The organism is Bradyrhizobium cedriense, assembly GCF_054602315.1.
Genome location: NZ_JBTSWB010000001.1, coordinates 722,326 through 745,782 on the forward strand (window position 1 = coordinate 722,326; position 23,457 = coordinate 745,782).

The window sequence follows — 23,457 nt, forward strand, 5'->3', positions numbered from 1 at the left end:
TCAGGGACCTCCGGGCGGGCCGCCGGGCATGCCGCGCGATGCGGTCTGCTCGTTGGCTTCTCCGGTGATGACCCGGTCGCCTTCATCGAGGCCGGATCTGATCTCGACCGTCGTGCGGTCGTTGAGTCCGGTCTTGACCTCGCGCTCGTGGACTTCACCCGATGCATCGAGGGTGCGGACGGTGCTGCGGCCGTCGGATTTCCGCATCAGCGCGAGCGCGGGGATGACCTTCACGCGCTTGGCCTCACCGGTGATGATGTGCACCTCGGCGGTCATGTAGGTCCGCAGCGAAAAATCCTTGTTGGGGACGTTGAAGACGCCGATGTAGTAGATGGCGGTGCTGGTGGAGCTCGATGAACTCGAACTCGTGCTCGAGCTCGACGTGGTGGTCGAGGAGAAGCTGGCGTCGCTCTTGATCGATTCGGGCGCCGGCTCGATCTGCTCCAGCCTTGCCTCGTAGCGGTGATCCTGGTCGCCCAGGATGGTGAAATACAGCGCCTGGCCCGGCTTGACCTTGACGATATCGGCCTCGGAAATCTCGGCACGCACGGTCATCGTCTCGAGCTGGCCGAGTACGACGATGGTCGGCGCAGACTGCACCGCGTTGACCGTTTGCCCTTCCTGCACGACAGTGGCGAGCACCGTGCCGTCGATCGGGGCAGTGATGCGAGTGTATTCGAGGTTCACCCGTGCCGTCTCGACGCTGGCTTCGGCGCCCACGATCAGCGCCTCCAGGGCCGCGATCTGGGCCCGGGTCTGGCGCACCGCGGAATCTGCGCTGTCGAAATCGCTGCGCGACGTCGCACGTTGCGCCAATGTTGCCTGCTGGCGCGCCAGGTTCGCCTCGGCTAGCACCAGCGCAGCCTCCTTTTCGACCTTCTGCGCACGGTAGTTCTTCAACGAAGCTTCCGAGTTCCGTAAATCGTTCTGCTTGGTGACGGGATCGATCTGGGCGATGACGTCGCCGGCCTTGACGCGGTCGCCGACACGCACGTTGAGCGCGGTGATCCGGCCCGACACCTGCGCGCCGACGGCGGTCAGGCGCGCCGGCTTGAGCGTGCCGCTTGCGAGCACCTCCTCGCGCAAATCGCTCACAGTGACCGGCGCGGTGATGTAGGACTGCGCCTTGCTCGATGTGCCGGGAAAACGCGTGGCCGCCACGACGCCCGTTACGATGACGGCCATCAGGGCGGCGGCGATCTTCAGGCGCTTGGCGGTGATGATATCAGTCACTTCACCGTCTCCCGGAAGTGAGGTCCCGTGTTGGTGTCCACGATGATGGGCGTCGATGTCTCGACCGGATCGGTCCAGCCGCCGCCGAGCGCCTTCGCGAGGGAAATGTAGTCCTTGGCCGCCGACACCTTGCTCTGGATCAGCGAATCCTCTGCCGAATAGAGCGAGCGTTCGGCGTCCAGCACGTCGATGAAACTGGCGCTGCCGGTCTCGAAAAGCGAACGCGACAGCTGCGCGGCCTCGCGGTAATTCTTCGCCGCTTCGGTCAGCTTGGTTGTGCGGACGCGTTCGCGCGACAGCGAGACCAGTGCGTTCTCGACGTCTTCAAGCGCGGTGAGCAGGGTCGAATGGAACGTCGCGAACGCCTGGTCGCGTTGCGCCTCAGCGATCTTGACCGTCGCCAGGCGCTTGCCCGCGTCGAACACCGGCACTGTGACCGAGGGTCCGACCGACCAGCTCACGCTGGAATATTTTGCGAGGTCGCCGGCGCGCAGCGCGGAGGTGCCGACCGAGCCGGTCAGCGACACCGCAGGATAGCGATCGGCCTCGGCGGCACCAATCTTGGCGGTGGCCTGGGCGAGCTTGCGCTCGGCGCTGGCAACGTCCGGGCGGCTCATGAGGAGATCGGCGGGCAGGCCCGCGGGCAACGGCATGCGCGGTGCAGGCACGGGCGCGGACTTTGCCATCAGCGAAGCGACGCCGTCGGGCGACCGTCCGAGCAGGATGCCGAGCCGGTGAATATCGGCCGCAAGCGCCGCCTGATAGGTCGGAACGTTCGCTTCCGTGCTCGCCGCTTGTGCCGTCGCCTTGGCGAGATCGACGGCGTTGCCGCTGCCGGCCTCGTATTTGCTGCGGGTCAGCTTCTCGGTGTCGCGCTGCGAGATCGATGTTCGTCGCGCCAGCGCGATCCGCGCCTGGTAGCCCCGCGCCTCCACGTAATAGGCGGCGACGTCGCCGATCAGCGTGACGAGGCTGTTGCGCAGATCCTCCTCGGCCGATTGCTGCCCACGCACCGCTGCTTCGATGCTCCGTTGCGTGCCGCCGAACAGGTCGAGCTCCCAGCTCGAATCGAAGCTCGCCTGGTGCAGGGTGTAGGGCGCGGTGTCGATGACGGCGGAGGCGGAGCCCACGCTGGTCTTGTTGTCGGTCACCGAGGCCGATCCGCTGACGGAGGGAAACAGGCCGGCGCCGGTCTGCTGCACCGTTGCGCGCGCCTCGCGCACGACCGCCTTGGCCTTGGCGACATCGGGGTTGGCTTCGACGGCCTGTTCGATCAGCCGGTTGAGCAGGGGGTCACGCAGGCGCAGCCACCATCGATCGAGCGTGCCGGTCTGCCGCCGGGACGTGGGTTGCGCGCTCCAGTGCGACGGCATATCCAGCCTGGGAGGCCCGGCATAATCCGGCCCGACGGCGCAGCCAGCCAATGTGGCACCCAACATCAGCGCGACGCAGGCCGATCCGGCGTGCGACAGGGCGGCGCGCAGTGGGGGCGGCGTCGGGTGATGGTTCTCCTCTGCGGATGGCGTGGGAACGGCGACGAACAAGTGTGACGGCATCAAATCGGCTGAGATCCATGAGCCTTGCCGCGGGACGTGCGGTGCCCATGGCCTTCGGAAGGGTACGACGAACAGGACCCACTAGCCGCGCGATCGTGGCCTTTCGGCAGCCGGAATGTTGCTGGATGTAAACAGATGTTGCGGGGCATCTCGCGCCCGCCGCCTGGTGCCTGCAAGGCAAGACATCGAGCCTGTTTTGCCGCTGCGTCAAGCCTTCTCTGCGAAAATATTCCACTTTACCGAAATTCGGTTTTGCCGTATGTCTCGCCCATCCCGGCTCATCCTTGAGGGGCGATCGTGTGGTCGTCATGTTCGCGAGCCGGGCTTGCGGTGGACGCGGCAGCGTCGGGCGCGAAAGGCCGGGGGCAGGGCGGATTGCTCTCCGTGAGCCCTGGGCATCGCGCGGACGAACGGCGCTGCCAGGCTTCGTCTCGCCTGCAAGTTTCCGGCTCCGTCGACAGGGCCGGGAAAACTGCGGCGAAATGGCGGGCCGTGCGTACGGCAAAACCGTGTGGTCCTGGCCGTCGTTGCTACGGTCAAGCTCTTGCGAATGCGGCAGCTGCGTCAACCGGCGCGGGTGCCGGTGACTTTCGCCGGGGCGAGGGAGGCCAGAGGGAACTCGGCTCCCGGGAGAGCGCGGCATAAGCCGTCCGACCATCGCGCAGGGAAGGCCGAGTGATCGGCACCACCTGTATGCTGCTGTGCGGTTCTTCTGCGTGTGCATTTTGCGCAGCAGACCGCGGGTGCGTTGTCAGCACCCGGCCTTCCCTGCCCCCTCTTGCTCAGAGGGTGGAGCGATCAAGCAAAACTCGGGCGGATTGCGCCGCGAGAGCGCGAAGGCGCGTCTGCGATCTGAAATGGACGTTAGAGAGTTGTGATGCTGCCCCTTGCACCGTCATTGCGAGCGCAGCGAAGCAATCCAGAATCTTTCCGCGGCGACAGCCTGGATTGCTTCGCTGCGCTCGCAATGACGGTGGATGCAACGCTGCGTCGTACCTCGCTTTCGTGCCCCGGACGCAGCGCAGCGCTACTTCAGCGGTGCGCTGCAGAGTCGGGACCATGTTGCAGCATCGTACCGTGTGGCTCGGTCCCGGCACAGCGCCACCGCGCTTGCGCGTTGGTACACGACAGAGTCAGATCACCACGAAATCGGAATCCTCTGCGCGAATCCGCCCAGATCCGAGTCGGGGCTCAGGGGCTGGCGATCGAGCGGCCGGTTGTTGTTGCCGCGCGCGAACGAGGCGCCGGGCGGCAAGGCGTAGTCGGTGAACTTGCGCTCGCCGGGCAGCACCTCGGTCCCGCCATCCAGCCACGATCGCTTGCTGACATAGAGGCGCGTATGCGGACCGGACTGATAGGACCGGTTGGGTCCGCGCGGACCGTATTCATAGACGGCAGTTTGGGCCGTCTGTTGTCGATCGCGCTTGCCGGTGGTTGCTGCATGCGTGGTGAGGGTCGATGCGAGGAGGGCGACCAGCACCGTTCTGGTCATGACGAGCGCGTTCATCGGCTGATGCCTCATGCGAATTCCTGATGACGTCGCCTCTCGCACCGGCTCGAGAGGCTGTAAAGAATTGACGCGTTGCGCGATGTTGCTGCGCGCTAGCGCGGCTGGGCCGCGAGCGCCGCGACCCGCATGCCGCTCATTCGCCCCTGAAAGCCTGCGCGGTCGTCATGGCGGCCGTACGCTTGCGGCTGATCGGCCAATCAAATTCAACGACCGGAAACAGTACAGCAACATCAAGGCCACACCGCAGCCACAGCCGTCTCGTTTCAGAGTGGGAGGTGCTCTTGAGGTGTGGAATGTCGGTGTTGCGGGCCTTGCTGATCGCGGTGGTGATGGGTGGTGTATCGATTGCGAGTTCAATTCCCGTCGTGTTGCCGCAGCCGGCGGCCGCGCAGACCGTGGAGACGATCGTGGTCGAAGGTAACCGCCGCGTCGAGGCCGAGACGGTTCGCTCATACTTCCGGTCCGCGGCCGGCGGTCGCCTCGATCAACCAGCCATCGATGATGGGCTCAAGGCGTTGATCGCGACCGGCCTGTTTCAGGACGTGAAGATCGATCGGGCCGGCGGTCGCATCGTGGTGTCGGTCGTGGAAAATGCGGTGATCGGCCGCATTGCCTTCGAAGGCAACAAGAAGATCAAGGACGAGCAGCTCTCGGCCGAAATCCAGTCCAGGCCGCGTGGAACCTTCTCGCGGGCATTGGTGCAGTCGGACACGTTGCGGATTGCCGAGATCTATCGGCGCTCGGGACGCTACGACGTGCGGGTCACGCCTGAAATCATCGAGCAGCCGAGCAACCGTGTGGATCTCATCTTCACGGTCGAGGAAGGCGTCAAGACTTCGGTGAAGGCCGTGGAGTTCATCGGCAACAGCGCCTTCTCGGCCTCGCGCCTGCGCGACGTCATCAAGACCCGCGAGAGCAACCTGCTCAGTTTCCTCGGCAGTAACGACATCTACGATCCAGACCGCGTCGAGGCGGATCGCGACCTGATCCGCCGCTTCTACCTCAAGAACGGCTTCGCCGACGTCCAGGTCGTCGCCGCACTCACCGAATACGATCCGGAGAAGAAAGGCTTTCTCGTTACATTCAAGATCGAGGAAGGCCAGCAATATCGGGTTGGATCGGTCGATTTCCGCTCCAGCATTCCCAATTTCGACGCCGGCTCGCTCCGAACCTATTCGCGCGTCGGCGTCGGCGCGCTCTACAACGTCGAATTGGTCGAGAAGTCGACCGAAGAGATGCAGATCGAGGCCTCGCGCCGCGGCTATGCCTTTGCCGTGGTTCGTCCTGCCGGGGACCGCAATTTCGATGCACACACCGTCTCCGTCGTGTTCAACATCGACGAAGGCCCGCGGACCTATATCGAGCGCATCCAACTCCGCGGCAACACGCGCACGCGCGATTACGTGATTCGTCGCGAATTCGATCTCTCGGAGGGCGATGCCTACAACCGCGCGCTGGTCGATCGCGCCGAGCGGCGGCTGAAGAACCTCGACTATTTCAAGAGCGTCAAGATCGTCACCGAGCCGGGCTCCTCCAGCGACCGCGTGATCCTGGTCGTCGACATGGAAGAGAAATCGACCGGCGACTTCTCGATCTCTGGCGGCTACTCCACGACCGACGGCGCGCTGGCCGAGGTCTCGGTCTCCGAGCGCAACCTGCTCGGTCGCGGCCTCTACGGCAAGGCCTCGGTTAGCTATGGTCAGTATTCCCGCGGCGTCTCGCTGTCCTTCGTCGAGCCCTATCTGCTCGACTACCGGCTGGCGCTCGGCTTCGACACCTATTGGCGCGAGCAGAAGTCGAACAGCTATACGAGTTACGGCGTGACCACGCTGGGCTTCTCCCCGCGCCTCGGACTGGCATTGCGCGAGGACCTCTCGCTCCAGCTCCGCTATTCGCTGTATCAGCAGAGCATCTCGCTCGCGAGCGCCTACAACAACTGCAACAACAATGCGGCGAATTCCTCGCTGGCCTTCAACCCCACTCCCGCCTACATCCAGAACGTGCTGGGCGGCGTCGACCCGACCAACTCCACGAGCTCGGGCGTCTACGGCTATGGCTGCTACGGCGACGGCGAATCGAGCCTGCCGGTCCGCAAGGAGCTCGCGAACGGCGCGACCTGGACCTCGGCGCTCGGCTACACGCTGAGCTACAACACCCTCGACAACACCAAGAACCCCACCGACGGCCTGCTGGTCGATTTCAAGCAGGATTTCGCGGGTGTCGGCGGCGACGTCACCTATCTGAAGACGGCGTTCGATACCAAATACTACACGCCGCTGATGTCCGAGATCGTCAGCGTGATCCACCTCCAGGGCGGCCTGCTCAGCAAGCTCGGCGATCAGGACCTGCGCATGCTGGATCACTTCCAGATGGGCCCGAACCTGGTGCGCGGCTTCGCCTCCAACGGCATCGGTCCGCGCGACATCACCTATTGGAGCCTGGGTTCGAGCGGCGACGCGCTCGGCGGCACCAAATATTGGGGCGCCTCGATGGAGCTGCAGATGCCGTTCTGGTTCCTGCCGAAGGAAGTCGGCCTGAAGGGCGCAGTCTACGCCGATGCCGGCTCGCTCTGGGGTTACCAGGGTCCGACCTCCTGGTCGGCCACGGGCGAAGTCAATACCAAGGCCTGTCCGACCTGCGGACTGCAATATGACGACGGCAGTGTGGTGCGATCGTCGGTCGGCGTCGGCCTGATCTGGGCCTCGCCGTTCGGGCCGCTGCGCTTCGACTATGCCGTGCCGCTCACGAAGGGCAAATACGACGTGGTTCAGGAGTTCAGGTTCGGCGGGGGTACGTCGTTCTAAAGCGGAGCGTTTTCGAGCGAAGTGGACACCGGTTCGCGTCAAGAAAACCCGTCAAAACAAGAATCCAGAGCCGCGTTCCGATTCCAATCGGAACGCGAAAGGCTCTAGCCGCCGAGAATGCGGCGACAGGCGTCGACGAAGACCTGTGCTCCGGTGACGATATCGGCATCCGCGGTGTTCTCAGTCCAGTGATGGCTGATGCCCCCGATCGACGGCACGAACAGCATGCCCGCGGGCATGACGGTCGCGAGCATCTGCGCATCGTGCCCGGCGCCGCTCGGCATGCGGACGGATCGGCCCCCGGCCAAGGTCTTGCTCGCGGCCTCGATCGCATCCTGGAAGCCGGAATTCATCATTGCGGGTGCGCCAGTGCGCAGCTTTTCCACGGTGACGGTGCAGGGACCCTGCGCGTTGACATCGTCCGCCATCGTGTGCAGCAGCGCTTCCAGCCGCGCGATGACGGCCGGATCGTCGTCGCGGATCTGGAACAGCATCTCTGCGCCGCCCGGAATGATGCTCGGTGCGCCCGGATCGAGTGCGATGCGGCCGGTGGTCCAGACCGTGCGCGGACCGCAGGCGGCCGGAAAGCGTTCGTCGATCGCCACGCAGAATTTTGCCAGCGCGAGGCCGGCATCCTTCCGCACCGCCATGCGCGTGGTGCCGGCGTGGTTCTGCTCACCCGTGAAAGCGATGCGGTACTGCCAGATGCCGACGATGGAGGTCACGACGCCGATCGCAAGCTTGCCGCTCTCCAGCGTGTCGCCCTGCTCGATATGCGCCTCCAGATATCCGACGTGCCGCCCCGGCTCGACGCTGATGCGCGGGCGTCCGGCGAGACCCATGTCGGCAAGCGCATCGCGCATGGTGCGGCCGCTGGTGCGGTCGCGCGCTGCGTCGATGTCGGCCTCTGTCACTTGTCCGACATAGGAACGCGAGCCGAGGAAATGGCCGAAATGTCCCTCCTCGTCGCACCAGGCGACGACTTCCACTGCGCCGCTGAGCGATGGATCGATGTTGAGCACGCGTGCGGCTTCGAGCGCGTAGACGACGCCGAGCGGACCATCGAGCCAGCCGGCGTAGTTCTGGCTCTCCAGATGCGAGCCCGCCAGCAGCTTCGGCCCGGGCTTCGTGCTGGTGCCGATCACATTGCCGATGCCGTCAATCGTCGCGGAGAGGTTGGCCTCGGGCAGCTTCTGAACGAGCCACTCCAGCGAAAGCTTGTGCGCCTCGGAGAAGGTCGGCTTGTGCACGCCGGTCTTGTAGGCACCCATGGCACGGAGCGCATGGAGGTCGGCGAGGACGCGAATTCCGTCGGCGCGGGGCAGGGTGTCAGGCATGTTCGGCAACTTTCAGCGCCTCGGTGCGGATCTCCTCGACCAGCCGCTCCTTGAGCTGGACGAATTCCGGCGTGGTCTTGATCTTGTAGGAGCGCGGGTGTGGCAGGTCCACATTGATCTCGGCCTTGATGCGGCCGGGGCGCGCGCTCATGACGATGACGCGGCTGCCGAGGAAGATGGCCTCCTCGATGTCGTGGGTCACGAACAGCACCGTCTTCTGATCGCGCTCCCAGATCCCGAGCAGCATCTCCTGCATCAAGGCGCGAGTCTGGTTGTCCAGCGCGCCGAAGGGTTCGTCGAGCAGCAGGATTTTTGGGTCATTGGCAAGCGCGCGCGCAATTGCCGTGCGCTGCTGCATGCCGCCAGAGAGCTGCTTCGGCCAGTGGTTCTCGAAGCCGGACAATCCGACCCGGCGGATGAAGGCGTCGGCGATCTTGTTGCGCTCGTCCTGCGCCACCCCGCGCTCACGCAGGCCGAAGGCGATGTTTTCGCGTACCGTCAGCCACGGGAACAGCGTGTAGGACTGGAACACCATGCCGCGATCGGCGCCGGGGCCAGTCACCTCGCGCCCGTCGAGCGTGACGCGCCCGCTGGTCGGGCGATCGAGGCCGGCGATGATGCGCAGCAGCGTGGATTTGCCGCATCCGGAGGGGCCGAGGATGGTGACGAAGTCGTTGTTGCCGATGGTGAGGTCGGTTGGCTCCAGCGCTCTGGTCGACGCGTTGCCGTGGCGTGCGGGGAAGGTGCGCGAGACTTGTTCGATCTTGAGAATCGTCATGCGAGCTTCCAGGGGAACAGCCAGGCGTTGAATGCCTTGAACAGGAAGTCCGAGATCAGGCCGATCAATCCGATCACGATGATGCCGAAGATGATCTGGCCGGTGTTGAGCAGCGCCTGGCTGTCGGTGATCATGTGGCCGATGCCGGAGGACGAGCCGATCAGCTCGGCGACGATGACGTAGGTCCAGGCCCAGCCCAGCACCAGCCGCAGGATTTCCGCGATCTCGGGAGCGGAGGAGGGCAGCAGCACCCGGCGGATGACGCCCCGGTCGCCGGCACCCAGCGTATAGGCTGCCTCGACCAGATCGCGCCGCGTGCCGCCCACGGTCACCGCGACCATCAGGATGACCTGGAATACCGAGCCGATGAAGATCACGAGCAGCTTCTGCAACTCGCCGATGCCCGCCCAAAGGATCAGGAGCGGAATGAAGGCGGAGGCGGGCAGATAGCGCGCGAATGAGACGAACGGTTCGAGGAATGCCTCGACCGGCTTGTAGGAGCCCATCAGCACGCCGAGCGGCACCGCGATGACCGCCGCGAGGGCGAAGCCGCCGACGACGCGCCAGATCGTCATGCCGATGTCGAACAGGAAGCCGTGCTTGGTGAGCAGCTCAATGCCCTCCTGCACCATGGTCAGCGGATTGGCGAGGAACGTTTTCGACACATGGCCGCCAAACGTCGCCCAGGACCAGAGGGCGACGAACAGCACGAAGAACGCGAGGCCGTAGGCCACGCGCTGCCTCGATGTAACAGGGTCCAGGGGACGCATCAGACTGTCTATCCGAAATGTCGATCATGCGCCGGTCCCGCGCTTCAGCGGAACCGGCGGCTTGAAGCGGTTTACTTGATGAAGCTCGCGTCGAAGAGGTCCTCGACCTTCGGCGCGGCCTTGATGATGCCGATCTCGAGCAGGAGGTCGGCGGCCTCCTTGTTGAAGGTCAGGAAGTCGCCGGTGAAGAATTTCTGGTTCGCGGCCTTGTCCTGCCAGCGCAGATATTTTGCCGAGTTCCCGAACTGCTCGGCGGTCTGCTTCACGTCGGCGCCCATGATCCCGTAGGCCTTTGCCTGGTCCTTGGCGATCATCTCGAGTGCCTCGAAATAGCTGTCGGCGAGCGCCTTGGCGGCCTTGGGATTCTCCGTCAGGAATTTCGGCGTGCAGCCAAAAGTATCCATGACCATCGGGTAGTCGAGCGTGGTGGCGATGATCTTGCCCTTGTCGGGCGCTGCACGCACGGTCGACAAATATGGCTCGTAGGTCATCGCGGCGTCGTTCTGGCCGGAGACGAAGGCCTGCGCGGCCGCGGCCGGCTCCAGATTCACGACCGTGACGTCCTTGACCGAAAGGCCATTCTTCTTGAGCATCCAGGCCAGCGCGAAATAGGGCGAGGTGCCGGGTGCGGAGGCCGCGACGGTCTTGCCCTTCAGGTCCTTGATCGCGGCGACGTCGTTGCGCACCGCCATGCCGTCGGCGCCATAGCTCTTGTCGAGCTGGAAGATCTGCTTGGCGGCGACGCCGTTGGCGTTCCACGAGATCCAGGTCTCGACCGTCGTCGCCGCGCACTGGATGTCGCCGGAGGCGATCGCGAGGTGGCGGTCCTTCTGCGGGATCTTCTTGATGGTGACGTCGAGGCCGTTCTTCTTGAAGATGCCGGCCTCCTTCGCCAGCGTCAGCGGCGCGAAGCCGGTCCATCCGGAGATGCCGACGCCGACCTTGACGTCGTCGGCGAGCGCGGGAGTGGCGGTCGCGAGGGCAATGATTGTCGCAAATACTTTCGAACTACGCATGTTTGTCGTCCTCTTGCCGATCGATGGATTGACGTCCTGTTGATCATTGTAGGTCCATGTGGACCGTTGCCCGAAGCGTTGCACGATTTGTGCCGACATCCTCCTCTCAACCTCCCTGGAATCGGGCGACAAGGCGGTGAGAATCGCCAGGGTAGAGCAGCCGCACGGCTGTGATCGTGCGTGTGCTGCGCCAGGTATAGCGGTCGATCACGAGGCAGGGCGCGCCGACGGCGATGTCGAGCGCTGCCGCCGTGCGATCATCCGCAACGATCGCGCTGATCGTATGCTCGGCCTCTGTCCATGGGACATGATGAAGCAGCCACGAGCCGGGTGGCTCGCGCGAGAAGTCCGCAGTCGCGGCATTCGGCACCGACGATAGGTCGATCAGCCTGTCCTCGACCGCGAACGGCACGTTGTCGGCACTGTGCCGGCAGGCGATCGCGATCACCTTGCCCGCCTTCTTGACGCCGAGACGGTCGCGGTCGGCAGCGGTCGCCACACGCAGCTTGCGGCCGATCAACTCGTAGCCGTAAGCACGCCCGAGTGCGGTGATCTCGGCGCGAATGTCGGCGATCTTGAGAACCGCAGATTGATGCTGCGGCCTGCGAACGAAGGAGCCCGCGCGCCGCCGCCGCTCGATCAGATCGGCCTGTGCCAGCTCCGACAGCGCCTTGTTCACGGTCATGCGCGAGCAGCCGTAGCGGGCCACCAGTTCGTGCTCGAACGGAATGCGATGGCCGGGCGGCCACTCGCCGGTCAGGATGCGCTTCTCGATGTCGGCGCGGATGCGCTTGTAGAGCGTCGGCTTGTCAGCGGTGTCGGTCGCGAGGCTCATGCGACGAGCCTCCGCACGGTCGCATTGAAGCGTTCGCGCGCGGCTTGGCGCAATCTGTGTCGTCCGCTTTCCACGACCTTGTCGCCGCCGGCCCAGACGCAATCGATCGCGCCGCTGCCTGCGGCGAAGATCCAGCCGTCGATGATCGTGTCGCCGGCGCGCCCCGACAATGAAGGGTGCGCCGTATCGAGCGTGACGATATCGGCGCGCGCTCCTTGCGTGAGGCCGACCGTCCTTTGCGCCAATGCCTGTGCACCACCCGTGAGCGCATGATCGAACAGCGTGCGTCCCGTCGAACGGCCTGCACCACTGGAGAGCACGTTGCGCTGACGGTGCTTGAGCCGCTGGCCATATTCGAGCTGACGGAGCTCGTCGGCGACCCCGACCAGCACGTTGGAATCGGTGCCGACGCCGAAAGAGCCCCCCGCAGCGAGAAATTCGCGCATCGGGAAGATGCCGTCGCCAAGGCTCGCCTCGGTGATGGGGCAGAGGCCCGCCACCGCGCCGGCTTTCGCGAACGCAGCGATTTCCTCGTCCGTTGTGTGGGTCGCGTGAATGATGCACCAGCGCCGGTCGACGGGCGCGTGTTCCAGCAGCCATTGCACCGGCCGCCATCCCGACCAGGCCAGGCAATCCTCGACTTCCTTGACTTGCTCTGCCGCATGGATATGCACCGGCCCGCCGTTGGCGAGCGGCACGAGTGCTCTCAGCTCGTCCGGCGTTACCGCGCGAAGGCTGTGCGGCGCGATGCCGATATTGGCGCCCGGCAATTTTGCGATGGCCTTGCGTGACGCCGCCATCAGCGTGGCGAACTGGTCGACCGTGCAGATGAAACGGCGCTGTCCGTCATGTGGCTGCGCGCCGCCAAATGAGCCATGCGCATAGAAACTCGGCAGCAACGTCAGCGCGATGCCGGAAGCTTCGGCAGCCTGCGCAATGCGTGCAGCCATTTCGGCGACGTCCTCATAGGGCGAGCCGTCGCAATCGTGGTGGAGATAGTGGAATTCGCCGACGCGGGTAAAGCCTTGTTCGAGCATCTCGACATAGAGCAGCGTCGCAACGGCGGCGACGTCGTCGGGCGTCATCGCCAGCGCGAAACGGTACATCGTCTCGCGCCAGGTCCAGAACGTATCGGTACTGTCGCCGCGCATCTCCGCCAGACCCGCCATGCCGCGCTGGAAGGCGTGGCTGTGCAGGCTCGTCAATCCCGGCAACGCGATTGCGTGGCATTCGTCGCCGGCAACGGGCGCGACGTTCGGCGTCACCTCGGCGATCGCGCCGGCGGTGATCACCACCTGCACGTCATTGGCCCAGCCCGAGGGCAGGAGCGCGGAGGCGAAATGCAGTCGGGTCATGATTACACGCCGGCTGGACAGAACCATCCCACGATTATATGTCTAGACATATAAGTCAAGCATCCCAGGGCGCAGGGACATCCGCGAAGGGACCGTTGCATGGCAGAGCGCTTCGATCGGATCTGGCACAATGCCCGGCTCGCCACGATCCGAGCCGACCGTCCCGATCTCGGCGAGATCGAGCACGGCGTGATTGCCGCGCGCGAGGGCCGTATCGTCTATGCCGGCTCGCAGGCCGATTTTCCGGCGGACGCCGATGCAGCCGAACGGGTCGATTGCGAAGGGCGCTGGATCACGCCGGGCCTAGTCGATTGCCACACGCATCTCGTCTATGGCGGCAACCGCGCGCATGAGTTCGAATTGCGTCTGAAGGGCGCGAGCTATGAAGAGATTGCGCGCGCCGGCGGCGGCATCGTGTCGACGGTAGCCGCGACGCGCAAGGCGAGCGAAGCGGAGCTCGTCGCAAGTGCGCTGCCGCGGCTCGATGCGTTGATCGCGGAGGGCGTCACGACGGTCGAGATCAAGTCCGGCTATGGTCTCGATACCGAAACTGAAATACGTCAGCTCACTGCTGCGCGAAACCTCGGCCGAGAGCGACCAATTGCCATCCGCACGTCCTTTCTGGGCGCGCATGCGCTGCCGGTCGAGGCCGAGGGCGACAAGGATCGCTACATCGATCTCGTATGCACAAGGATGCTGCCCGCGGTTGCAAAGGCCGGCTTCGCCGATGCCGTCGATGCCTTCATGGAGGGCATCGCGTTCTCGGCCGAGCAGACCGCGCGGGTGTTCGAGGCGGCGAGGGCGGTGGGATTGCCCGTCAAGCTCCACGCCGACCAATTGTCGAACCTTGGCGGCGCTGCGCTCGCCGCGAAATTCTCGGCGCTCTCCGCCGATCATCTCGAGCACACCGACGAAGCCGGCGCCGAGGCGATGGCGAAGGCGGGCACGGTGGCAGTGCTGCTACCCGGCGCATTCTATTTCATCCGGGAGACACAAAGGCCGCCGGTCGAAGCGTTCCGCACGCATGGAGTTGCCATGGCGCTCGCGACCGACTGCAATCCGGGCAGCTCGCCACTGACCTCGCTTCTACTTACGATGAATATGGGCGCGACACTGTTCCGGATGAATGTGGTCGAATGCATCGCGGGCGTCACCCGTGAGGGTGCACGTGCGCTCGGCGTGCTCGGCGAAACCGGGACGCTGGAGGCCGGAAAGTGGTGCGATCTCGCGATCTGGGATATCGAGCGGCCAGCCGAGCTGGTCTACCGCATCGGCTTCAATCCGCTGCACCGTCGGGTCTGGAGGGGCCAGTGATGGAGCAGGGGGCACCGATCATCGTCAAGCCGGGAGCGGTCTGCATTGATGATCTCGCGCGCGTGCTCGAAGGGCGATCCGTCGTGCTCGATCCTTCGTTCTGGCCACGCGTCGAGACGGCGGCGGAGATCGTCGCCAAGGCCGCGCAGGCCGATGCCCCCGTCTATGGCATCAACACCGGCTTCGGGAAGCTGGCGTCGAAGCGCATTCCGCCCGACCAGACCGCTCTGCTCCAGCGCAACCTCATCGTCTCGCATTGTTGCGGCGTGGGTCCAGCGACGCCCGAGCCGATCGTCCGGCTGATGATGGCGCTGAAGATCGTCTCGCTCGGGCGCGGCGCCTCCGGTGTGCGCCGGCAGGTGATCGAGCAGTTGCAGGCCATGCTGGCGCGGGGCGTCTATCCGCTGGTGCCGCAGCAGGGCTCCGTCGGTGCCTCCGGCGACCTCGCGCCCCTTGCGCATATGACGGCGGTGATGATTGGTGAAGGCCAGGCGTTCGTTGACGGCAAGACTGTTTCGGGCGCCGAGGCGCTCAAGGCCGCCGGTCTCGCCCCGCTGGCGCTTGGGCCAAAGGAAGGCCTTGCGCTGATCAATGGCACGCAGTTCTCGACGGCTTATGCCCTCGCCGGCGTGCTGCGCGCGTTTCGCCTGGCCCGCGCAGCGCTCGTCACCGGCGCGCTGTCGGTGGATGCGGCGATGGCCTCGACGGCGCCGTTCCGTCCCGAGATCCAGGCGTTGCGCGGCCATGCAGGGCAGATCGCCGCCGCGGCGACGTTGACCGCGCTGCTCGACGGCAGCGACATCCGTCTGTCGCATCTCGATGGCGATGAGCGTGTGCAGGATCCCTACTGCCTGCGCTGCCAGCCGCAGGTCGCGGGCGCCGCGCTCGACCTGATCACGCAGGCTGCGCGCACGCTGATCGTCGAGGCCAACGCCGTCACCGACAATCCGCTGGTGCTGGTCGAGACCGCTGAGATCGTCTCCGGCGGCAATTTCCATGCAGAGCCTGTCGCCTTTGCCGCCGACGCGCTGGCGTTGGCTCTGTCCGAGATCGGGGCGATCAGCGAGCGGCGGATCGCGACGCTGGTCGATCCTGCACTCAATTTCGGTTTGCCGCCGTTCCTTACGCCCGATCCCGGCCTCAATTCCGGCTTCATGATCGCGGAGGTCACGGCGGCCGCACTCTATGCCGAGAACAAGCAGCGCGCCGCTGCCTGTTCGATCGATTCGACGCCGACCAGTGCCAACCAGGAAGACCACGTCTCGATGGCCGCGCACGCCGCGCGGCGACTGTCCGACATGGCCGACAATCTCGCCGCGATCCTCGGCATCGAGCTATTGGTTGCAGCCCAAGGCGTCACATTGCGCGCGCCGCACGCGACCAGCGCGCCGCTCGCCGCCGTCATTGCCGTCCTTCGCGAGCAGGTTCCGGCGCTCGGCGCCGACCGTTACATGGCCGATGATCTCGCCAGGGCCGCCGCGCTGATCGAGGCGGACGCGCTGACGGCTACGGCACTCGCAACGCTTCCATCCGTTCCGTTTCCGAGACTTGATTAGAGGTCCTCATGAACCGCCGACTGGACAATGACCGCATCATCCGCGCGCCGCGCGGCAGCGACATCAGCGCCAAGAGCTGGCTCACGGAAGCGCCGTTGCGCATGCTGATGAACAACCTCGACCCTGATGTCGCGGAGCGCCCGAGCGAGCTCGTCGTCTATGGCGGCATCGGCCGCGCCGCGCGCGACTGGGAGAGCTTTGACCGGATCGTGGCGGCCCTGCGCAAGCTCGAAGCCGATCAGACCCTGCTGGTCCAGTCCGGCAAGCCGGTCGGCGTGTTCCGGACCCACACCGATGCGCCACGCGTGCTGATCGCGAACTCCAACATCGTGCCGCACTGGGCGACGCTCGACCATTTCAACGAGCTCGATCGCAAGGGCCTGATGATGTACGGCCAGATGACGGCAGGCTCCTGGATCTACATTGGCAGCCAGGGCATCGTGCAGGGCACCTACGAGACCTTTGTCGAAGTCGGCCGCCGCCATTATGGCGGCAGCCTCGCCGGCAAATGGATCCTCACCGCCGGCCTCGGCGGCATGGGCGGCGCGCAACCGTTGGCCGCGACCATGGCCGGCGCCTCGCTGCTCGCAGTCGAATGCCAGCCGAGCCGAATCGAGATGCGCTTACGCACCGGCTATCTCGATCGCCAGGCCGCGACTCTCGACGAAGCGCTCGCGATCATGGCAGAGGCAGCGAAAACGAAGAAGGCGGTCTCGGTCGGCCTGCTCGGCAATGCCGCGGACATCTTCCCCGAGCTGGTGCGCCGCGGTGTCAAGCCCGACATCGTCACCGACCAGACCAGTGCACACGACCCGATCAACGGCTATTTGCCCAAGGGCTGGACGCTCGCGGAGTGGGAGGCGAAGCGCGCCTCGGATCCAAAGGCGGTCGAGCGGGCCTCGAAGACGTCGATGGTCGAGCACGTCCAGGCCATGCTGGATTTCCACGCCCAGGGCATCCCGACGCTGGACTACGGCAACAACATCCGCCAGATGGCGCAGGACATGGGCCTGAAGAATGCCTTCGATTTCCCCGGCTTCGTCCCCGCCTACATCCGTCCTCTGTTCTGCCGCGGCGTCGGGCCGTTCCGCTGGGCCGCACTCTCGGGCGATCCCGAGGACATCTTCAAGACCGATGCCAAGGTCAAGGAGCTGATGCCCGACGACAAGCATCTGCACAACTGGCTCGACATGGCCAAGGCGCGCATCAAGTTCCAGGGGCTGCCGGCGCGGATCTGCTGGGTCGGTCTCGGCGATCGCCACCGCCTCGGCCTTGCCTTCAACGAGATGGTGGCGCGCGGCGAATTGAAGGCGCCCATCGTGATCGGCCGCGACCATCTCGACAGCGGTTCGGTCGCTAGCCCCAACCGCGAGACCGAGGCGATGAAGGACGGCTCGGACGCGGTGTCCGACTGGCCGCTGCTGAACGCGCTGCTCAATTGCGCCAGCGGTGCGACATGGGTCTCGCTGCACCATGGCGGCGGCGTCGGCATCGGCTATTCCCAGCACGCCGGCATGGTGATCGTCGCCGACGGCACGCCGGAAGCCGCAAGGCGCATCGAGCGCGTGCTCTGGAACGATCCTGCAACAGGCGTCATGCGCCATGCCGACGCGGGCTATGAGATCGCGATCGACTGCGGCCGAGACAAGGGGCTGGATCTGCCGAGCCTGGCAGGATAGCCGCGTCTCAGGCGACGACCTTGGCCGCAGGCGTTCCGCTGCCGTGGAGGCGAACTCGTTCCTTCGCGAGATAATCGCTGATCGCATCGCCCGGCATGGGTTTGGCGAAGTAGTAGCCCTGGATGAAGTCGCAGCCGAGCCGGCGCAAGGTGTCGAGCTGAGCGCGGGTTTCGACGCCCTCCACGACGCAGGCAATCTCCATGTCGTCGCACAGGCCCGTGAGCGATTTGATGATCTTGTGGCTGACGGGATTTTCGTTGATGTCGGAAACGAAGCTGCGGTCGACCTTGATCTTGTCGAGTGGCAGCCGGTGCACGTGGCTCAGCGACGAATAGCCGGTGCCGAAATCATCGAGCGAAATGCCGCAACCCATCGCCTTCAACGTCGCGATCGATTGTTGCGCGCGCACGAAGTCGAACGTGACGGCGGTCTCGGTGATCTCGAAGTCGATCCGGTGGGGCGGCAGTCCGCTCTTCTCGATAATGGAGATCAGCGGCAGGATGCCTTCGGCCGCGCAGACGTCGTGGGCGGAGAGATTGAACGACAGCCGTATGTGATCGGGCCAGGTCCTGGCGGTCGCGAGCGCGCGGACCAGCAGCGCTTGCGTCAGCGGCCGGATCAGGCCGATGCGTTCGGCGGCCGGAATGAAATCGGCCGGGGAAACCAGGCCGAGACGGGCGCTGCGCCAGCGCGCCAGGACCTCGAAGCCGGCGGTGTGCTCGCTCATGGCGTCGACGATCGGCTGGAACACCAGATCCATCTCGGTGCTGAAATCGGCAGTGCGGAGCAAGTTCTCGATGACGCCGCGACTGCGGATCTCGGCCTCGAGCTCGCTTGAGAAGATCACGGTACGGCCGCGCAGATGGCGCTTGGCGTGATAGAGCGAATAGTCTGCACACTCGTACAGCGCTTCCCAAGTCGTCGCGGAGTCCGGGAACAGCGCAAAGCCGATCGAGCAGGACAGTCCGGTATGGGCGGTGTCGAGCTGGTAAGGCAGCCTGACCTGGCTGCCGATGCGCTCGCCGAGGCGCATCAGATCGGCACCGTCGGGATCACCGCATACGACGAGGCCGAACTCGTCACCGCCAAGCCGGGCAAGCTCCACCCGCTGCGGGCCAAAGCTTTCGCAAACTTCGCGGATGCGCTGGCCCGCCTCGATCAGGACGCGGTCGCCGACCGAGTGGCCGTAATTGTCGTTGACCGGCTTGAAGCCGTCGAGATCGATGATGCCGACGGCGACGCGGACGCTTCTGCGTTCGGCGTCGGCAAAGGCGCTCGACAACTCGGCGAAGAAGCGGCGACGGTTCGGCAGTTCGGTGAGGGAATCGAGATTGGCGAGGCGGAAGTTCTCGTCCGAGAGCGCCTGCGTCGCCGCCTGTTGCGCCAGCAGCGACTTGCGGCTGGCGACGAGATCTGCGAAGTCGCGGTAGTAGATGAACAACACCGTCACCATCGCGCCGGAAACCAGGAGGTTGTTGACGGCGATCGCCTTTAGCGTCGGCTCGCCCGTGGCGAAGAAGAACAGCACATAGGGCACATCGACGATCAGCGTCACGATCAACGCCGCCGAGCGCAGATGCATCAGCGAGAAGATGCAACCGATCACCGTGACCGCCATGTAGAAGGCGACTTGGCTCTTGGCAAAGGGATCACCGTAGGGGTAGAGCGCGAAGGACCAGGCGGTGAAGCCGGCGCCGATCGGCAGAGTCAGCCAGTTGGTGGCGCGCAGGTTGCGCAGGATGTCGGCATCGCTGCGCACGAGGCGACGCTGGCGCAGCCACCAGAAGGTTCGCAAGCCTGCGAGCACGGTCAGCACGCTCGGCACGATCATCGTCAGCCAGTCCGGCGCCACGTTCGCATAGGTGTAGGCGACCGCGATCGTATTGGTCATGAGGATGAAGTAGAGCAGCGGGATCTGCTTGGAGAACGCGTCGAACTGCGCGCGTGTCAGGTCCGGATTGTCGGCCGGAACGCGAAACAACCGCATTGCGGCGGCGAGATGAGACTTCAAATCGGCAACAGGCATTGAAATACGGGCCCCGGATCTCCTGAAAACGTCGGCGATCTTGCATGGCACGGGTAAAGGGCGCGTTAGATCGGGCCTCGCCCGGATTGTCAGGCCGCGTGGATTGGTGAGGTCCCGTTAAGGATATCCGGCGGCGGGGGCGTGCGCCCCCGGGCACAAATCCGCAATCAGCGCCGCTACGGCCTGCTAACCATGGTGTCGGCCGGTGCGATCGGTCCGCCTCTCGGCCGTCCCCGCAGAATGGATCAGGCGAGAACGGCCTGGCGCTCCCGCGTCGGTTCGCGGAGCCGCTCGATGTTCCGCGGCTCGGCGAGCCGGGTGAAGCTGCGCTGGTTCGCCTGCGGGGGCGCCTCGACAATGACGCCCTCGCAGATGATCTGTCCGCCGAGCATCCTGAATTCCAGCTTGTCGTAGCGCGGCATTGTCTCGCCGGCCGCCGGCGGCAGCAGCCCGACGCTTCCCTGGATGTTCAGCGCGGCGTCGCCGGTGCCGTGAAGCCGCGGATTCCACATCCTGATTCCGGTCTCCGCCCATCGCTGCCGGATCAGCGCGCTGCGATCGGCGGGCTCCGCGGCTCTCGCGCGAGCTTTCGGTGCGCTGCGGATTTCCGGAGCAGGAGACTCGGTGGCCGGAGCTGGTTCGATCTCGATGACAGCCCTTGCGGACTCGATAGCCGCCGTCGCAACGGCTGCGACGACAGGGGCATCGCTTGCAGGGGCCGACGCGACCGCGGCGGCGGGCGCTGGGCCGCTGTCGGCTCTGGCTTCGGAAGCGTCAGGCGCGACGCTATTGGCCTCGCCGAGGAGGACCGGGATCGCTTCCACGGTAACCGTTTCGACCTCGGCGGAAACGTCGGGCGAGGGAGCTGCCTCAATAACGGCGTCCGGGACGTCAGTCGAAGTGGTCGCGACGTCTGATGACGTCGCCACAGGCTCTTCTGCGACGACGGAATCGATCTCGGCGGCAGATGCGTCGCCCATGATGGCGAGATCAGCGTCCGCGACCGGCTCGCTCTCCGCGTCGGTCGGTGAAGCCGACACCCCCTCGGCTGCTGGCGGCGTCGCGGGCGCCTCAATTTCCGTCACTCTCTCCGGAGATGCGTGGTCGGCGATACAGATATCGTCGGACGGATTCTCCGCAACGACGGACACAGCCGCATCGTTCTCCGCGACCGGAGCCTGGGTGGCGAGGTCAGCGTCGGCGCACATCGGGGCGGTGCTGATCTCGGCGATTGGAGCTTGAGCAGGGGCCGCGACGTCTTCGATGAGGGCGGGCGAAGCGTCTGTGGCGAGCTGAGCGACGTCGATGCTGCCATGTGGCACGGGCCGAAGTCGCGCAAAGGCCCAGTTCACCGCAGGGATGCGGCGCAGCAACGATATCAGTCTCGAAAGCACTGGGAGTTGTCCAAGAGGTACTCGGCGTGAGGCAATCGCTGATTCGCCAGCAATGAGAAAACCTGCCCCGGCCGTCACACTCGTGTCAATGTAGGTTGGACCAATTGCAGAACATCCACGCATCCACTCAACGGGTGAATTTCATCCCGCTTTGCGAATTGCAGTTCGCTTGGAGTGAGAGGGGGCAACTGTCCCCTCTCGGGATCTTTGATCCTCAGCTCACTTGCCAGAGCCAGCGCCGCCAGCACCCCCGCCGCCGCCCGCCTGGCTGCCCATGTTGTTGGTGTTGCTGCCGCTGGCAGATGGCGATTGCGCGCCCTTGCTGTCGCTGGCCTCGTTCTGCATGTTCGATGTACGTCCCGACGTCATTCCCTTGGTTGCCGGGCCACGCGACGATGGGCCGACGTCGCCCTGACCGGACGCACCGGGGGCGGGTTGTGTCTGCGCGAAGGCGCCACCTGTCGCCAGCGCCACGATGCATGCGGATGCCAGGATGATCTTCTTCATCGGATTCTCCTCGACTTGCATGCCCGGACAACCCGCCTGTGCCGGCGGCGTTCCTGCCTGTCGCATCAACTCTCGTTGCAGCCAAGGCCGGGGGTTCCCGTCGTCATCGCCAACGGCTATTCAGGACCGTCATTGTCTGGTCGGAGACGTCGCATGAGGAAGCTTGCCACGATCGGAGCGGCTCTGCTCTGGTCCACCATCGCATTCGCACAGGATCGCACCATCACCGTAGCCTCGACCACCTCGACGGAGCAGTCGGGGCTGTTCGGTCATTTGCTGCCGCTGTTCGCGAAGGCGGAGGGTATCGGCGTGAAGGTCGTTGCCGTCGGCACCGGCCAGGCGCTGGATATCGGGCGGCGCGGGGATGCCGACGTGGTGTTCGTCCATGACAGGCCCGCAGAGGACAAGTTCATGTCCGAAGGGCAGGGCGTGCAGCGCTTCGACGTCATGTACAACGACTTCGTCATCATCGGGCCCAGAAGCGATCCGGCGCGGATATCAGGCAGCAGGGATGTGGTCGAGGCGCTGCGCAAGATCGCGACGGCCAAGGCCCCGTTCGTCTCGCGCGGCGACAAGTCCGGCACGCATGCGGCCGAGCTGAGGCTATGGAAAGAGGCGGGCATTGACCTCAGCGCCGGCAAGGACAACTGGTACCGCGAGATTGGTCAGGGCATGGGCCCGGCGCTGAACATGGCCTCGTCGTCGAACGCCTATGTCCTGTCGGATCGCGGCACCTGGCTATCGTTCAAGAACCGTGGCGAACTCGCCATCCTGACCGAGGGTGACAAGCGGCTCTTCAACCAGTACGGCGTCATGCTGGTGAATCCGGCCAAGCATCCGAACGTGAAAGCGAAGGATGGGCAGGCCTTCATCGACTGGCTGGTTTCGCCGAAGGGACAGGAAGCGATCGCCGGGTATAAGGTCGGCGGCGAGCAGCTATTTTTCCCCAACGCGTCCCACTAGCACGAAGGCGACGGTCGACACCGCCACGCTGAGTGCGAGCAGGATCAGTCCGAGTCCGAGTGCCAGCGGCAGGTCGCCTTTGCTGGTTTCCAGTGCGATCGCCGTCGTCATCGTGCGGGTGAAGCCGCGGATGTTGCCGCCGACGACGATGATGGCGCCGACTTCCGCAATGGCGCGCCCGAACGCCGCGAGAAAGGCCGTCAGAAGCGAGGTCCGTCCGAGCGCGAACAGCAGGCCGATGCTGCGCAACGTCGATAGCCCGTCGATCCGCGCCAGATCGCCATACTCCGCCCAGAGCAGGCTCGCTGGCCGGTGCACCAGCGCCACCACGATCGGCGTCGCCAGCAACGTCTGCGCGATCACCATGGCCGCCGGGGTGAACAACAAGCCCGCAGCCCCGAGCGGGCCGGACCGCGACAGCAGGAGATAGAGCGCGAGCCCCACCACGACCGGCGGAAGGCCGAGCAGCGCATTGGTGAGGATGATGATAAGTTGACGGCCCCGGAAACGGGTGATCGCAAGCAGGGCTCCGAACGGTGCGCCGATCAGGAGCGCGACGATGCTGGCGGTCAGGCTGACTCGCACCGACAATGCGACGATGCCGAGCAGCTCGGCGTCGGCCTCGGCGATCAGGGTGAGCGCGGAGCCGATGGATCGTGCAAAGTCGTTCATCCGGCCTCAGCCAACTCCCTTCCGCGGGCCTCCCGCGACGTGCGTTCTCGCCGTTGCGGCTGCCATAATCAAGACCCGCCGGGTGGCGCAAGCCAGGACTGGGCTGCCGCCGGAGGGCACCGAGGTCACAAGCCGGCCCCCGGAGCGCCTGA

Annotated in this window: 18 protein-coding genes; 5 read left to right on the forward strand and 13 right to left on the reverse strand. The window is 65.2% G+C overall.

What is annotated here, in order from left to right; translation table 11 throughout:
- The 3 genes from ACYCVF_RS03405 to ACYCVF_RS03415 form a co-directional block, all read right to left on the reverse strand.
- On the reverse strand, positions 1 to 1,233 hold the full coding sequence (locus tag ACYCVF_RS03405; RefSeq protein WP_459597131.1) for an efflux RND transporter periplasmic adaptor subunit: 1,233 nt from the start codon (positions 1,231 to 1,233) through the stop codon (positions 1 to 3).
- The gene (locus ACYCVF_RS03410; RefSeq protein ID WP_459597132.1) at positions 1,230 to 2,789 is read right to left on the reverse strand and encodes an efflux transporter outer membrane subunit; all 1,560 of its coding nucleotides are present in this window, start codon (positions 2,787 to 2,789) and stop codon (positions 1,230 to 1,232) included. Before ACYCVF_RS03410 ends, ACYCVF_RS03405 begins: the two co-directional genes overlap by 4 nt.
- A 1,138-nt stretch (positions 2,790 to 3,927) precedes the next feature.
- A complete protein-coding gene (locus tag ACYCVF_RS03415; protein ID WP_459597133.1) occupies positions 3,928 to 4,296 on the reverse strand; it encodes a hypothetical protein in 369 nt (122 codons plus the stop codon).
- A gap of 296 nt (positions 4,297 to 4,592) precedes the next feature.
- Between ACYCVF_RS03415 and bamA the strand changes: the two genes are divergently transcribed.
- Positions 4,593 to 7,103, forward strand: coding sequence for an outer membrane protein assembly factor BamA (gene bamA, locus ACYCVF_RS03420; protein WP_459597134.1), 2,511 nt, complete (start codon positions 4,593 to 4,595; stop codon positions 7,101 to 7,103).
- A 104-nt stretch (positions 7,104 to 7,207) separates the two neighbouring features.
- Here the strand turns inward: bamA and ACYCVF_RS03425 are convergent, their stop codons facing one another.
- The 6 genes from ACYCVF_RS03425 to ACYCVF_RS03450 form a co-directional block, all read right to left on the reverse strand.
- Positions 7,208 to 8,440, reverse strand: coding sequence for a hydantoinase/carbamoylase family amidase (locus ACYCVF_RS03425; RefSeq protein WP_459597135.1), 1,233 nt, complete (start codon positions 8,438 to 8,440; stop codon positions 7,208 to 7,210).
- A complete protein-coding gene (locus ACYCVF_RS03430) occupies positions 8,433 to 9,218 on the reverse strand; it encodes an ABC transporter ATP-binding protein (RefSeq protein ID WP_459597136.1) in 786 nt (261 codons plus the stop codon). The genes ACYCVF_RS03425 and ACYCVF_RS03430 overlap by 8 nt, the downstream gene beginning before the upstream one ends.
- Positions 9,215 to 9,988 carry an ABC transporter permease gene (locus ACYCVF_RS03435; RefSeq protein ID WP_459597137.1) on the reverse strand — a complete coding sequence of 258 codons (774 nt, stop codon included), beginning with the start codon at positions 9,986 to 9,988 and terminating at the stop codon, positions 9,215 to 9,217. The genes ACYCVF_RS03430 and ACYCVF_RS03435 overlap by 4 nt, the downstream gene beginning before the upstream one ends.
- Positions 9,989 to 10,059: 71 nt before the next feature.
- A complete protein-coding gene (locus ACYCVF_RS03440) occupies positions 10,060 to 11,004 on the reverse strand; it encodes an ABC transporter substrate-binding protein (RefSeq protein WP_459597138.1) in 945 nt (314 codons plus the stop codon).
- 106 nt (positions 11,005 to 11,110) lie between these two features.
- Positions 11,111 to 11,839 (reverse strand): histidine utilization repressor, encoded by a 729-nt coding sequence (gene hutC / locus ACYCVF_RS03445; protein ID WP_459597139.1) that lies wholly within the window; start codon positions 11,837 to 11,839, stop codon positions 11,111 to 11,113.
- On the reverse strand, positions 11,836 to 13,194 hold the full coding sequence (locus tag ACYCVF_RS03450) for a formimidoylglutamate deiminase (protein WP_459597140.1): 1,359 nt from the start codon (positions 13,192 to 13,194) through the stop codon (positions 11,836 to 11,838). The genes hutC and ACYCVF_RS03450 overlap by 4 nt, the downstream gene beginning before the upstream one ends.
- A 99-nt stretch (positions 13,195 to 13,293) precedes the next feature.
- Here ACYCVF_RS03450 and hutI point away from each other — a divergent pair, with 99 nt between their 5' ends.
- Genes hutI through hutU form a run of 3 tightly spaced genes read left to right on the forward strand, consistent with a single transcriptional unit; the run spans position 13,294 to position 17,743 of the window.
- A complete protein-coding gene (hutI, locus tag ACYCVF_RS03455; RefSeq protein WP_459597141.1) occupies positions 13,294 to 14,508 on the forward strand; it encodes an imidazolonepropionase in 1,215 nt (404 codons plus the stop codon).
- Entirely contained in the window at positions 14,505 to 16,064 is a 1,560-nt protein-coding gene (gene hutH, locus ACYCVF_RS03460) for a histidine ammonia-lyase (protein WP_459597142.1), read from the forward strand. The genes hutI and hutH overlap by 4 nt, the downstream gene beginning before the upstream one ends.
- Before the next feature lie 8 nt (positions 16,065 to 16,072).
- Entirely contained in the window at positions 16,073 to 17,743 is a 1,671-nt protein-coding gene (hutU, locus tag ACYCVF_RS03465) for a urocanate hydratase (RefSeq protein WP_459597143.1), read from the forward strand.
- 7 nt (positions 17,744 to 17,750) lie between these two features.
- Here hutU and ACYCVF_RS03470 read toward each other — a convergent pair whose 3' ends face one another.
- The 3 genes from ACYCVF_RS03470 to ACYCVF_RS03480 all read right to left on the reverse strand — a co-directional run bounded on the left by ACYCVF_RS03470 (position 17,751) and on the right by ACYCVF_RS03480 (position 21,670).
- A complete protein-coding gene (locus ACYCVF_RS03470; RefSeq protein WP_459597144.1) occupies positions 17,751 to 19,769 on the reverse strand; it encodes a putative bifunctional diguanylate cyclase/phosphodiesterase in 2,019 nt (672 codons plus the stop codon).
- A gap of 245 nt (positions 19,770 to 20,014) precedes the next feature.
- Positions 20,015 to 21,163 (reverse strand): hypothetical protein, encoded by a 1,149-nt coding sequence (locus tag ACYCVF_RS03475; RefSeq protein ID WP_459597145.1) that lies wholly within the window; start codon positions 21,161 to 21,163, stop codon positions 20,015 to 20,017.
- Between the two features lie 219 nt (positions 21,164 to 21,382).
- Positions 21,383 to 21,670, reverse strand: coding sequence for a hypothetical protein (locus ACYCVF_RS03480; RefSeq protein ID WP_459597146.1), 288 nt, complete (start codon positions 21,668 to 21,670; stop codon positions 21,383 to 21,385).
- 153 nt (positions 21,671 to 21,823) lie between these two features.
- Between ACYCVF_RS03480 and ACYCVF_RS03485 the strand changes: the two genes are divergently transcribed.
- Positions 21,824 to 22,633 carry an ABC transporter substrate-binding protein gene (locus ACYCVF_RS03485; protein WP_459597147.1) on the forward strand — a complete coding sequence of 270 codons (810 nt, stop codon included), beginning with the start codon at positions 21,824 to 21,826 and terminating at the stop codon, positions 22,631 to 22,633.
- Here ACYCVF_RS03485 and ACYCVF_RS03490 read toward each other — a convergent pair.
- On the reverse strand, positions 22,607 to 23,305 hold the full coding sequence (locus ACYCVF_RS03490) for an ABC transporter permease (protein WP_459597148.1): 699 nt from the start codon (positions 23,303 to 23,305) through the stop codon (positions 22,607 to 22,609). The genes ACYCVF_RS03485 and ACYCVF_RS03490 overlap by 27 nt on opposite strands.
- Positions 23,306 to 23,457 lie beyond the last annotated feature (152 nt).

Excerpts from the sequence above, each read along its gene's own strand:
- ACYCVF_RS03450 (WP_459597140.1), bottom strand. The coding sequence starts at position 13,194 with ATGACCCGACTGCATTTCGCCTCCGCGCTCCTGCCCTCGGGCTGGGCC.
- ACYCVF_RS03425 (WP_459597135.1), bottom strand. The coding sequence starts at position 8,440 with ATGCCTGACACCCTGCCCCGCGCCGACGGAATTCGCGTCCTCGCCGAC.
- hutI (WP_459597141.1), top strand. The coding sequence starts at position 13,294 with ATGGCAGAGCGCTTCGATCGGATCTGGCACAATGCCCGGCTCGCCACG.
- ACYCVF_RS03430 (WP_459597136.1), bottom strand. The coding sequence starts at position 9,218 with ATGACGATTCTCAAGATCGAACAAGTCTCGCGCACCTTCCCCGCACGC.
- hutC (WP_459597139.1), bottom strand. The coding sequence starts at position 11,839 with ATGAGCCTCGCGACCGACACCGCTGACAAGCCGACGCTCTACAAGCGC.
- ACYCVF_RS03410 (WP_459597132.1), bottom strand. The coding sequence starts at position 2,789 with ATGCCGTCACACTTGTTCGTCGCCGTTCCCACGCCATCCGCAGAGGAG.
- hutU (WP_459597143.1), top strand. The coding sequence starts at position 16,073 with ATGAACCGCCGACTGGACAATGACCGCATCATCCGCGCGCCGCGCGGC.
- ACYCVF_RS03415 (WP_459597133.1), bottom strand. The coding sequence starts at position 4,296 with ATGAACGCGCTCGTCATGACCAGAACGGTGCTGGTCGCCCTCCTCGCA.
- ACYCVF_RS03480 (WP_459597146.1), bottom strand. The coding sequence starts at position 21,670 with ATGAAGAAGATCATCCTGGCATCCGCATGCATCGTGGCGCTGGCGACA.
- ACYCVF_RS03435 (WP_459597137.1), bottom strand. The coding sequence starts at position 9,988 with ATGCGTCCCCTGGACCCTGTTACATCGAGGCAGCGCGTGGCCTACGGC.
- ACYCVF_RS03490 (WP_459597148.1), bottom strand. The coding sequence starts at position 23,305 with ATGAACGACTTTGCACGATCCATCGGCTCCGCGCTCACCCTGATCGCC.
- ACYCVF_RS03440 (WP_459597138.1), bottom strand. The coding sequence starts at position 11,004 with ATGCGTAGTTCGAAAGTATTTGCGACAATCATTGCCCTCGCGACCGCC.
- ACYCVF_RS03485 (WP_459597147.1), top strand. The coding sequence starts at position 21,824 with ATGAGGAAGCTTGCCACGATCGGAGCGGCTCTGCTCTGGTCCACCATC.
- bamA (WP_459597134.1), top strand. The coding sequence starts at position 4,593 with ATGTCGGTGTTGCGGGCCTTGCTGATCGCGGTGGTGATGGGTGGTGTA.
- ACYCVF_RS03470 (WP_459597144.1), bottom strand. The coding sequence starts at position 19,769 with ATGCCTGTTGCCGATTTGAAGTCTCATCTCGCCGCCGCAATGCGGTTG.